Genomic DNA, 12605 nt, shown 5'->3' with positions numbered 1-12605 from the left:
GGGGATGGTATCGGTATCTCTTAATGCCAGTCCCCATTGGCCGCTAAGTATTGGTGAAGTGGCGCTAGAACCCGTTGGCAAAAAAATCAGATACAACGGCTTATTCAACATCACCGCTTCTGAGCGAGCTTGAACCAGAAAACCGCTAAGCTCTTCCGCCAAACGCTGTACTTTAGCTTTTTCATTTAAATTCCCCATCGATGGTGCCGCCGCGAGCATCAAAATCACCATAACAGCGACGGTTATCAGCAACTCAATAAGTGAAAACCCTCGATCCATTCCCAAATTCCTATGCAACTGGTTACATCTTGATTTTTTTAGTTGAAGTGATGCTAACACTTAACAAGAATGGCTGAAGTTAACAAAAGGAAGTTATAGAAATGATTCGTAAAAATGAATGTATACAACACCCTATACGACAAAAAGGAATGACATTGATCGAATTATTAATTGTGGTCGCGATCATTGGAATACTAACTTCTATAGCTTATCCGAGTTATCAACAACATGTGCTCAAAAGCCATCGCGCTACTGCGATGGCCGACATGATGAAAATACAAATAGAATTGGAATTAGATAAAAGTAAGACTGGGGTTTATCATTTTTCAAGTATCGTTTCAGGGGGAACATGCAGTTTTTGTGACACCGAAACCTCACGCTATCAGTTCGATATTGATGACACAGGTTTAGGTATGGACTCTTATGTCATTACAGCAGCCCCCGTTGAAAGCTCTGTTCAAAATAAAGACAAATGTGGCACCCTCAGTCTCAATGCAGGTTCAGTGGGGACGGCCGGACAAGACAGCTGTTGGTAGCTGAAAAGTAATTGTATTAAAAATATAGGATTAACATTCTGGGTAACCATAATAATAGTGCTCCTCGTTACCATGGTTGGCAATATTGGTTCCACATATTCGTATTCGACCAGTAATATTATGAAAAATAACGTTTAAGCCACGAGTAGCATCAATATAAAAAGTTAATCCACCAGCTACTCCCACTGGCTTGCCATTTATTCTATCAAACTTTATTTTCTGAAAATTGCGAATAGAAGAGATACTAATATTTTTGTGCTGATTACCATCGAGGAAATAAATAGCATCTTTTTGCACGCTAAACACCCAATCCCCTTTATAAATAGGGCTGTTGCTTTTCGGGACAAAATACAGCCAAGTAGCGTGATTGGTCATAACGGCTTCCATTTTTGCCATCAGAAAAACATTCATCATTTCATCCGCGAGATGACGCATTTTATACTTTTCATGTAAACCACGAAACGATGGTGCGGCCGCCACTAATAATACCCCCATTATAACGCACATAATGGTGACTTCAATTAATGTCATGCCCCTAACCCATTTTTTATATTTTCTCACCGAAGCCACATTAGAAATAAACACTGTCATAACCTCATTCACCAACCAAAATGATAAGGCTATAGCACCATCTAATAATGAGAAAAATATCATCATGCCTAATCAGAGCACATTCTCAATAACAAGAATTGGAGGCATAAAAAAATAGTATATTGTTAGACTCGGCTATACCCAAAGTAATTGAAGTTGCAGTGAGGCGGCAAGCAAGTGAAGCCCCGTGAGCTTAGTTTACTAAGTGAGTGGGGTGAACGAGCGTAGCCAACAAAGCAGCAGCTTCAAGTAAGACGGGTATAATCGGCATTCTCACTTTTAATAACAGCTTGCAGAGTGTGAGGATGTAATTTGATACAAACCCCATTATGTTTAAAAGCAATCGTTGGATTAGCTAAACGTTCAGCTTCTGCTTTTGGACTAGATAGCTTTACCTTAATGCCAAGTTCATCCAGTTTAGGCCAATTTTTTGCCATTAGTGGAAATGTGACTTTTACATCCTCTAATAATTGCTCTGTTGTTTTAGCATCACTTGGCACCACAAATTCAACATGCTCCCAGCCTTGGTGTGGATACGTTTTATCACTCGGGTAAGGCAATTCTAAGCAGTCTATTTTTTGATTAGCGATTTGCAGCGGTGAATCCAATTGGATCACAATAATCGGACGACCATTAATTATAGCATTAGATATCTGCTTGCCTTCACTTAACCAAGCCTGATGAATGTGTTCTGCCACTAATTGATCATTAATTCGCATGGCCAAATGATCAGCTTTCAAGTGCTTAAGATCTAAACCAAGCCGCTGGGCAAGACCATCGATTTCTTGCCAAAATAAGGCTAATGACTCTTTCATCGCCACTGGGCTTAATTGTTTTATAAGAGATTGAAAATCAGACAAGGTAGCCTCCTTTTTATAAATATTTTTCTAATCATAATCTAAACCGATCAATGAATGTATTGATGACTTAAAACTGAAAATGAGTGTAACTGAACCCACAATTGACCAATAGATAAAAATACGATTTCTTTTTTAATACTTTTCTATTCTTTGGTATCATGTCTCCCATTTTCTGACTAAAAATTTTCGCTAGATTGAAGACCAAGCATTCAATCCAGCCATTACGGTTAAATCCATAGGAAACTCGTGTGAATATTGCAGCACTGATCAATGACAAAGTATCTCAAGCCTTAGAAGCCGCAGGTGCTCCAGCAGGAAGCCCAGCCGCGGTCCGTCAATCAGCTAAAGCCCAATTTGGCGATTACCAAGCTAATGGCGTAATGGGCGTTGCAAAAAAATTAGGAATGAATCCTCGCGAATTTGCACAAAAGGTTTTAGACGTCTTAGACCTTGATGGTATTGCGAATAAGACCGAAATCGCCGGTCCTGGTTTTATTAATATATTTTTAGACCCTGCATTTTTAGCCAAACAAGCATCACTTGCCCTATCTGATGAACGCCTTGGTATTGCCGCTGAACAACCTCAAACTATCGTCGCCGATTATTCCGCGCCAAACGTTGCTAAAGAAATGCACGTTGGTCACCTGCGTTCAACCATTATTGGCGATGCTGTTGTTCGTACTCTTGAGTTTTTAGGCCACAACGTTATTCGTGCTAATCACATTGGTGACTGGGGCACACAATTTGGTATGTTGATTGCCAACCTTGAACGCGTTGAAAAAGAGCAAGGTGAAGTATCGATGGAGCTTGCCGATCTTGAAGGCTTCTACCGTGAATCTAAAAAACTTTACGATGAAGACGAAGAGTTTGCCGCTCGTGCACGAGGTTACGTCGTTAAGCTACAAGGTGGTGATGAACACTGCGCAAAAATGTGGAAGAAATTGGTGGATGTCACCATGATCCAAAATCAGCTGAACTACGATCGTTTGAACGTCTCTCTTACTCGTAAAGATGTCATGGGCGAGAGTATGTACAACGATATGTTGTCTGTGATTGTGAGCGACCTTAAAGAAAAAGGCTTAGCGGTTGAAAGTGACGGTGCACAAGTCGTTTTCCTTGATGAATACAAAAACAAAGATGGCGATCCTATGGGCGTTATCGTCCAAAAACGCGATGGTGGCTTTCTATACACCACAACCGATATCGCTTGCGCAAAATACCGCTACGAAACATTAGGCGCAGATCGAGTGCTTTACTTTATCGACTCACGCCAGCATCAACATTTAATGCAAGCTTGGTCTATCGTGCGTAAAGCCGGTTATGTGCCAGAGTCTGTGTCATTAGAGCACCATGCTTTCGGTATGATGCTGGGTAAAGATGGTCGTCCATTTAAAACTCGCGCTGGCGGTACCGTTCGTTTAGCGGATTTATTAGATGAAGCATGCGAGCGTGCTCAGAAACTGATTGAAGAGAAAAACCCTGATCTTGCAAGCGAAGAAAAAGCCAATATCGCCAATACCGTGGCGATGGCCGCCGTAAAATATTCTGACCTGTCTAAGCACCGTACCACCGATTATATTTTCGATTGGGATAACATGCTGGCGTTTGAAGGTAACACTGCGCCTTATATGCAATATGCTTACACTCGTGTCGCGTCTATTTTTGCTAAAGCGAACATTGATATGAATAGCCTAACGGGTGAGATCATTATCAGTGAGGAACGTGAACAAGCACTACTATCTAAATTACTTCAATTTGAAGAAGCGGTTCAATCTGTCGCGAAAGAAGGCCAGCCACATTTAATGTGCAGCTACTTATTTGAACTAGCAGGTCAATTTTCAAGTTTCTATGAAGCTTGTCCTATCTTAAACAATGAAGATGATGCAATTAAACAAAGCCGATTAAAGATGGCGGCATTAACGGCCAAAACCATCAAGCAAGGTTTGGATCTATTGGGCATTGAGACACTAGAACGTATGTAATCCAAACATCTGATTTGACGATTATAAAAGACAAAATCCCCATCAAATTTTCATCTGATGGGGATTTTTTTATAACGGTATATTCTTATAACAGAGGATTGATTAATACAGCCGCGAACCATCTGGTCTTGTGCGTAATAGATTAAGGATCCACATGTACTGCTTAGGATCAATATTGACAAGATCCTCAACCGCTTTATTCATCGCGCGAGCATCTGTTTCTTCATCACCACTCGGCAAGTTTTCAATCGCAGGTAAAATATGGAGTTCATACTTACCCAGTTCAGCGTTATATGCAGGCAACATCGGCACGACAGTCGCACGGCTCAATTTAGCCACTTTACCAAAACCTTTTAGTGTCGCTTTTTGTGCGGCGAAAAATGGAACGAATACTGAGTTTTGCGCCCCATGATCTTCATCTGGTAAGTAGTACCCCAAATAGCCATCTTTGACGCTTTTCAAAAATGGTTTAATGCCCGCACTTCGCTCATAAATCTTACCGCCATATTGCATACGTTGACGATGGATCAACCAATTGGTAATAGGCTCGCGCTGTTCTTTAATGATAGAAGAAACTTGATAGCCTTGAGCTGCTATCATCACCGCCGCGTAATCAATCGCCCAAAAATGCGGCACGAGTGCAATCACATTCTCACCTCTATCAAGTAACGGGAATAAGTTGTCTCCACCATGCACAACGCCACGAGACTGGTTATGCTTACGGCTACGCAATAACAATTCAGGATAACCAAACATAAACTGCCCGGCAGTTGCTAAACAATCTTCGATCAACTGCTGACGCTCTTGGTCCGTTTTTTCTGGGAAACAATTAAGTAAATTTAAGCGTGCCTTTTTCATCGGCCCGCCTTCTCTCTTCAGCGCAAGACGAGACAACTTAGCGGCTAAACGGTCACGCAACCGATGAGGAATGAAGGCTAAAAACACAGCGAAAAATAAACCAATCCAAGTCAACCAATGGCGAGGATGTAAAAAACGCCATTCAAAAGTAGGGTTATACAGGTGTTTATCTGTCTTTGGTGATGCTTGAGGAGAGTGAGTCTCTAATTTGCTCATATTTATCTTGGCTATCATCTTATTTTTTAAGAAAGGTATGGTATAACAATCCGATAAAATTAAAAAGATGAGAAGGTACACTATGAGCTTTACACTTCACTCTCAATTGCAAATGGATACCGATGTCATTGGTGAATTTCCATTATGTTTAGCACTATTACATAAAGAAGATATTGGCCCTTGGGTGATCTTAGTGCCTAAAGTCGCCAATTTACAAGAATTACACCATTTACCAATGTCCGATCAGCAACAGTTTTTAATCGAATCTCAATCTGTGTTTCAAAGCTTAGAACTAACATTTAAACCTAAAAAACTCAATTTGGGAGCATTAGGAAATATGGTGCCCCAGCTTCACATTCATCATATTGCCCGTTTTGAAACCGATGTTGCATGGCCTGGGCCAATCTGGGGAAATACGCAAGGCAAAGCTCGTAATAATGAAGCGCAACAACAATTAATCCAACAATTACGCCGAATATTCAAACAGCAATTAAGCACATTTCAACCAGTTTAAAACTCTATTTAATGATGATATAAAAATGCCCAGATTAAATATCTGGGCATCGTATATCTTAAAATCATCCACCATCTGAATGGTGAGGTAAATAAACTAGCTAATATTCACCACATCTATTCTCATTTTTTGTTCTTTCAAACCAATACGTTTCATAATAAAAAATACCGCTAGCAATATCACCGCTATAATCCCTATCCAAATAGAGCTCATCATTGGATGCATTTCAAAGCTTGATATCTGATATAAAACGACCGCTGATGCATACGCCAAAAACATAGTCCAAGATCCAATGAAAATGGCATAATTTCGACCAAATTCACGAGCATAGGCTCCCATTGCTGCTGCACATGGCGTATATAATAAGATAAAGATTAAATACGAAAATGCAGCTCCGCCAGTGACAAAGTAAGCTTGCAGGTTACCAAAGATACCGCTGCTAACACCTTGCTCCTCTGCGGCTGCGTCTTGGTGTTCTAAGTCTCCTACTTCAATACCTAATGGATCGCTAAAGTTCAGTGCAGCTAAATTATCAGGAATACTTTGCAATGCCTCCATTAAGCTGGCTTTAAGATCAAATACGGCATCTTCATCTGCAGGATTGGAATACAAATTATTCAAAGTACCGACTACCGCCTCCTTCGCAAAAATACCGGTAATGATACCAACGGTTGCTGGCCAGTTATCTTGCTTAATTCCCATAGGAGCGAGCACTGGAGTGACGACTTTTGCCGCTTGTGATAACACTGAATTTTGGCTATCTTCATTACCAAACGACCCATCAACACCCCATGAATTGAAGAAACTTAATATTGCGACCACCAGTACAATTGTTTTCCCCGCGCCAAATACAAAACGTTTCAACTTCTGCCACGTTTTTAACACTACATTACGCAAAGTTGGAATTTCATAATCTGGCATTTCCATAATAAAGCTAGTGCTCTTACCGGGATACAGCGTATTTTTTAAAATTAACCCAGTAAAAACCGCGGCTAAAATGCCTAATAAATACAAAGCAAAAACGACATTTTGACCGTTGGTTGGGAAAAATGCCGCCGCAAATAACGTATAAACCGGCAAACGAGCGCCACAAGACATGAAAGGGGCCATTGCTGCGGACAATTTACGTTCACGTTCTTGATCTAAAGTACGAGTGGCCATAATAGCCGGTACATTACAGCCAAAACCTAAAATAAGCGGAACAAATGCTTTGCCCGGCAGACCAATTTTTTGCATCACTTTATCAAGCACGAAAGCGGCTCGAGCCATATAACCCGAACTTTCAAGCAACGTTAAGAATAGATACAAACATGCAATGACAGGGATAAAGGTCGCCACGGTCTGAATACCACCACCAAAACCATCGGCAATGACTGTCACAAGCCATACAGGCAAATGGTTATCAAGTAAATGATGGCCGCCATCAACTAATAACGCCCCAACCCCAATATCAAAGAAATCAATAAACGCACTACCGATATTGATTGAGAACATAAACATTAGATACATGATGCCAAAGAAGACTGGAATGCCGAACCATTTATTCAGTACAAATTGATCCAGCTTATCTGTAAAACTTTTACTGAAAGACGAATCGAGTGTTCGGACTTGATGGCAAAGCTGATGCAAATACTCATATTTAGTATTGGTTATTGATAAATCAGCATCCATTGTAGCTGCCAATTGTTGAGATAATGACAATACTAATGCTTTATCATTATCGGTTAACTCTTGTGTCACCAAGCTATCTTGTTCTATCGCTCTAATAGATAAAGCTCGCGGTAAAATAATTCTATCTTTCGGCCAGACTGGATTAATTTTTTCAATAATAGCTTCAATCGTATCTTCATACTTAAGAACCAGTCCATCGACCTGTAAAGATTCCTGTAAAAATTGATGAGAAATATCACGTAAATCAGCCTTAAACTGTGCGACTTGCTTTTTATTAATTGCAGAGAGAATAAAGACTGGGCAACCTAATTCTTGCTGTAACAATTCGACATCAATTTCTTGACGTTCACGATGTAATGCATCTAATTTATTGAGCACTACAATCATCGGGCGACCTAACTCACGTAATTGTAGAGTCATGTATAAGCTACGTTCTAAGCTGGTGGCATCAACAACATTAATAATGAGATCGGCTGGCATAGTCGAAATAGCAGAAGAGGCGATGGATTCATCAACACTGTTGGCATCATTAGCACTATCTAGCGAATAAATTCCAGGAAGATCCGTCAGATTAAAATTGTCACCACTAAATTCAAATGTTCCTGTTTTCCTCTCAACCGTCACACCAGCCCAGTTACCCACTTGCTGCTTAGCACCAGTAAGACCATTAAATAAAGTTGTTTTACCACTATTAGGGTTACCTACTGTTAGAATATTAAAACTCATGCCTCTACCTCTATTGCAATTTCGGATGCAATCTTCCCACGAATAGCGAGGGATACGCCCCTGACCTCTATTTGTAACGGATCACCTAACGGCGCTTTTCTAATTAACGTCACTTGTGTATTAGGTAACATGCCCATGATCATCAGTTTCTTTCTAATATCCGTGGATAACTCTGACATATCGACAATACGAGCGCTTTGCCCATTTTTAAGTTCATTTAATTTCATGAAAAGCTCAACCATTAATGATAACCATTACTATTTTTGCTTATGATACTCGTAAAATCAGCACTTTTTCTTGCGATATATCAAATTAAATGCGTATTTGATACTTATTCTCATTACTGCAAATTGTTAAAAACGTTAATTTCTGACATTTATCACCTCGTCAAAACCGTTAATTTAAAAAAGTAACCTTCCATCCTTATCAAAACCACCTCACAGATAAATACATAAGGTATTGATTTTAAACGAAAATATACGTGCCAAAAATTTGTCGTGTTTCTTATGGTATCTTGTCGTTAATTTCATGCGAAAAATAAGTTTACTGCGCTATAAATGACTTTATCGATAGGCATAAGCCTAACGAGTTTATTCCTGATGTGTATTGTTCAATCAATACACTCCAGCAGCAAGCAAAGGTGTCGTTGGCACCCGTGACATCGTCCCCCCGGCCATGTCACGTTTTTTTTATTCTGAATAAAAAATACTTACTACGACAGTGAGTACTTGTTGTCTCCCTCTCACTAATAATACTAATCGTACTAGTTTCCTTTTCATTCTTACTTATCAAAACGTCTCAACATCATTTTGGATTCATACCAACAGATTTTATCCACATTAATAATCATGGATAAATCGGCATGCAATACAAATACCTTGGGAAATAATATCGATTTAAATTGATTGAAATTTATGCGTTATATCAACAGGGTGCTCACTCTAAAAAGCAATATAATATAAAAGATGATCGTCAATAGCGGATGAAAAACTACTCTTGTAAAGTTCGCTCGACAAATTGAGAGGGAGTGAGTCCAAAATGATTCTTAAACCTTTGACTAAAGTAAGAAGGATCATTAAAACCAGATTCAAATGCGGTATCCGAAATTTTTTGTCCAGACATTAACATCTCACATGCTTTTTCTAATCGATATTGTGTTAGATACTCCATAAATGAGCGCTCGGCTAGATCTTTAAATTTGCGTTGTAAACTTCGTTCAGAAACAAAGAGTAATTTAGCGGCTAAGCTGGTACTAAATTCAGGATTAGGATAATGAACACTAACTAAACTATAAACTTTCTCGAGCCAAGCATCTTTAAAATTAATACTGTGCTCAAAACCATTACATTGTGAGTGTTTACCAGCGGTTAATTTTTTATTTTTGTCGTGCTGTAATTCAGAGGTTAACCAATCATTATTATTCGCAGCACTTAATTCATCGCTTTCAACCGGCCATGTCACCACCATACTTGTGATATGACTGAGCTTATTGGCATCAAAGGTAAAGGTGCCGCCACTTTGATGAACTAATTCTGCAATAGAAGACAATGTCGTATTCATTGATTTTTTCGTTATCAGCGATATATCGAGGCCAAACTCTTGAGCCTCATAAGCTAATATTTCCGACTCAGCAATCCCCGAACCAGTATCTTGTACAATGATTTGTAAATTGTTATCTAATAATGTTGCTGTCAATATCACTTTTTGATGTTGGTACGATCGAATTAATGCACTAGCAATCAGGCTATTTAAGACCGTATCAAAATTCGCGTAATGAACGCACACCATGCAGTCTGGTGTTCTATCTTGTACTTCTAGTAGCACACCCGCTTTGTTTGCGTCAGCTTGCCATACCTGAACAATGGCCTTAATCACTAAAGACACCATTTTGCCTTGAGGTAGCGCAGATTCTTCCGATGAAGAATGAATTAAATTAATTTGTTCAAGATAATTTAGAGATTGCTGCAGCATCTGAAATTGTGAATCTGTTGAATAGCTGTGCAAATTATTTTGTATGTCTTTAATCGATTTACACGCTTCTCGACTGACTTCTTTCGTCAACAGTTCACGGGTTTTCGCTTGTCGACGCAGTAGAGCATTACTGCTAATCAATAATTGGCTCTGATATTTAAGTTGCGTTGTTTTTAAGTTTATTAATCGGCGTAATCGTATATTGCTACTAACCATGGCCCTTGCACGCCAGACAAAGATACTGGCCAACAATAATAATATTCCTATCACAAACAACAAAGTAAACCATCCGGATAAATACCAAGGTTCATCAATAACAAAGTGATATTGTGTATTTTTCTTACTGCTGCCAACTTGAGATAAGGTTTGAAACTCTAAAGTATAACGGCCAGGATTTAAATGATTGAACGTTAGTTGAGATCCCTGTAATAACTCCCAGTTTTGTTTTTCACCACCTAATAAACGGTATTGTAAATTTGGTACATCAAAATCAGGTAATACACCGAATAAAAATGTTAACGACTTCCCATAACCAAGATGTAATTCTTGCTTAGGATTTGGCGCGATCATGACACGAGAACGATCAAGCAAAACCTCACCAATCAAAATATCATTTTCAGGTGGGTGCATATTTAATAGCTGTTGAGTGGAAACTTTAACAATGCCAAGTTTACTGCTCAATAACAGCTGTTTGCCATTTGGGGATAAGGTACAACCATCGAGTAAGAACTCATTGGATACTATGCCAAAAGGAGACGGAAAGTGAGCTTGTAATAGACCCTTTGAGTTATAAAAACTGATCCCTTTGGTTGATGTCAGCCAAGTACCATCGATTGAACTTGCCACACATAATGCAGCGCTGTTTCCATACTTCAGTGGCACACGAACCACATGGCTCTTTGCTATATCAATTGCAATAACGCCATAATTATTCACAGCCCATAAAGTCTTATCATTAAACTGGCTGATACTATTCGTTCCACCAAAGTCAGCACTAAAAACATCGAATAAAATTTGTCCATTCAGATATTCATATAGCCCATGATCGGTACCAATCCATACTCTCCCTTGTTGGTCTGAATACAAATCGGTAATCACACTATCGTAGGTGTCTTCTTGCATCCAAGATAAGCTGTAGTGGTACAGTGATTTTGGCCACCTAATTAGAGGTGATATCATCACCTCGCAATATCATTAGGTGAAAAAATGACAAATAAATCCCGTAAGAATTTCAGTTCAGAATTTAGATTAGAAACTGCCCAACTTGTACTAGATCATGGCTATACACATGGGGAAGCAGCACAAGCTATGAACGTTGGTTATTCAACCATTGGTAAATGGGTTAAGCAGTTAAAAGATGAACGGCAAGGTAAAGCGCCCAAAGCAACACCGATGACACCAGAGCAGCTTAAAATACGCGAACTTGAAAAAAAGATAGAGCGGATTGAATTAGAAAAAGAAATTCTAAAAAAGGCTACCGCTCTATTGATGTCAGACTCACTGAACAATTCGAATTAATCGAAAAACTCAATAAGAGCAACAAAAACAAGTATTCAGTGAGCATCTTGTGTACAGCGTTTGGTATCCATCGCAGTAGCTTTAAATATTGGCAAAGGCGTGACAAATTGCCTTCAACTGAGCGACTTTTACTAGAAGAAAAAGTAAGGGATGCACATGAACAAAGCGGTGGTTCTGCTGGTGCTAGAACGATAAGTTGTATCATTACGAATGACGACAGTGATATTACGCTAACTCGTTATCGTGCCACTAACTTGATGAAAAAATTAGGATTAGTAAGCTGCCAATTGCCGCAGCATTCATATAAAAAAGCGACAAAAGAGCATATTAATATCCCTAATTCATTAAACCGCCAATTTGATGTGACCGCACCAAACAAAGTTTGGTGCGGAGATGTTACCTATATTTGGACAGGAGGTCGTTGGGCATATCTAGCTGTCGTTATCGATTTATATTCTCGCAAGCCTATAGGCTGGGCTTTATCCAATTCGCCAGATAGCGAATTAACAATGAAAGCGTTAACAATGGCCTACGAATTACGAGGTAGACCTAAAGACGTTATGTTCCACAGCGATCAAGGAAGCCATTATACGAGTCGAAAGTTTAGACAACGGTTATGGCGATACAAGATAAAACAAAGCATGAGTCGACGTGGAAATTGTTGGGACAACTCTCCGATGGAGCGTTTTTTCAGAAGTTTGAAAACTGAATGGGTTCCAAGCACGGGTTACCGTAATTTTTATGAAGCGAAAATAGAGATAACTAGATATATCATTGGCTATTACAGCCAAGTCAGGCCTCACCAGCATAATGCTGGTTTAAGTCCCAATGAATCAGAACGATTATATTGGGTAAACTCTAAAACCGTGGCCAATTTTCATTG

At 39.3% G+C, this 12605-nt stretch carries 11 protein-coding genes; 4 read left to right on the top strand and 7 right to left on the bottom strand.

Features of this window, described 5'->3' with window-relative positions:
* Positions 1–279, bottom strand: a 279-nt coding sequence (locus FH976_RS13870) for a pilus assembly FimT family protein (protein ID WP_194091430.1), incomplete at its 3' end; no start/stop codon positions are given.
* A gap of 101 nt (positions 280–380) precedes the next feature.
* Between FH976_RS13870 and FH976_RS15960 the strand changes: the two genes are divergently transcribed.
* Entirely contained in the window at positions 381–815 is a 435-nt protein-coding gene (locus FH976_RS15960; protein WP_194091429.1) for a type IV pilin protein, read from the top strand.
* A gap of 30 nt (positions 816–845) precedes the next feature.
* Here the strand turns inward: FH976_RS15960 and FH976_RS13860 are convergent, their stop codons facing one another.
* Together FH976_RS13860 and FH976_RS13855 are read right to left on the bottom strand one after the other, a co-directional pair.
* On the bottom strand, positions 846–1346 hold the full coding sequence (locus FH976_RS13860) for a pilus assembly FimT family protein (protein WP_194091428.1): 501 nt from the start codon (positions 1344–1346) through the stop codon (positions 846–848).
* A 305-nt stretch (positions 1347–1651) separates the two neighbouring features.
* Positions 1652–2266: a VOC family protein gene (locus FH976_RS13855; RefSeq protein WP_228767452.1), complete on the bottom strand. Its 615-nt coding sequence runs from the start codon at positions 2264–2266 to the stop codon at positions 1652–1654.
* Between the two features lie 248 nt (positions 2267–2514).
* Here FH976_RS13855 and argS point away from each other — a divergent pair, with 248 nt between their 5' ends.
* A complete protein-coding gene (gene argS, locus FH976_RS13850; protein WP_194091427.1) occupies positions 2515–4248 on the top strand; it encodes an arginine--tRNA ligase in 1734 nt (577 codons plus the stop codon).
* Between the two features lie 102 nt (positions 4249–4350).
* On the opposite strand, the gene lpxM is transcribed toward argS, so the two are convergent.
* Positions 4351–5322, bottom strand: a complete 972-nt coding sequence (gene lpxM / locus FH976_RS13845; protein WP_194091426.1) for a lauroyl-Kdo(2)-lipid IV(A) myristoyltransferase — start codon at positions 5320–5322, stop codon at positions 4351–4353.
* Between the two features lie 82 nt (positions 5323–5404).
* Here lpxM and FH976_RS13840 point away from each other — a divergent pair, with 82 nt between their 5' ends.
* Positions 5405–5836, top strand: coding sequence for an HIT domain-containing protein (locus FH976_RS13840; RefSeq protein WP_194091425.1), 432 nt, complete (start codon positions 5405–5407; stop codon positions 5834–5836).
* 96 nt (positions 5837–5932) lie between these two features.
* Here FH976_RS13840 and feoB read toward each other — a convergent pair whose 3' ends face one another.
* The 3 genes from feoB to FH976_RS13825 all read right to left on the bottom strand — a co-directional run bounded on the left by feoB (position 5933) and on the right by FH976_RS13825 (position 11326).
* Positions 5933–8233 (bottom strand): Fe(2+) transporter permease subunit FeoB, encoded by a 2301-nt coding sequence (gene feoB, locus FH976_RS13835; protein ID WP_194091424.1) that lies wholly within the window; start codon positions 8231–8233, stop codon positions 5933–5935.
* Positions 8230–8460 (bottom strand): FeoA family protein, encoded by a 231-nt coding sequence (locus FH976_RS13830; protein ID WP_194091431.1) that lies wholly within the window; start codon positions 8458–8460, stop codon positions 8230–8232. The genes feoB and FH976_RS13830 overlap by 4 nt, the downstream gene beginning before the upstream one ends.
* A gap of 763 nt (positions 8461–9223) precedes the next feature.
* Complete coding sequence (locus FH976_RS13825) at positions 9224–11326, bottom strand: helix-turn-helix domain-containing protein (protein ID WP_194091423.1); 2103 nt, start codon at positions 11324–11326, stop codon at positions 9224–9226.
* Positions 11327–11410: 84 nt separating this feature from the next.
* Between FH976_RS13825 and FH976_RS13820 the strand changes: the two genes are divergently transcribed.
* A protein-coding gene (locus FH976_RS13820; RefSeq protein ID WP_194091422.1) for an IS3 family transposase occupies positions 11411–12605 on the top strand; the annotation gives its coding sequence in 2 pieces (ribosomal slippage) (positions 11411–11669 and positions 11669–12605; 1196 coding nt annotated over the 2 pieces). This gene is flagged as partial in the annotation.

The sequence above is a fragment of the Vibrio hibernica genome, assembly GCF_015223435.1.
Lineage (GTDB): Bacteria > Pseudomonadota > Gammaproteobacteria > Enterobacterales > Vibrionaceae > Vibrio > Vibrio hibernica.
The sequence above is the reverse complement of the archived record's forward strand: the minus strand, read 5'-3'. Positions and strand labels throughout refer to the sequence as shown.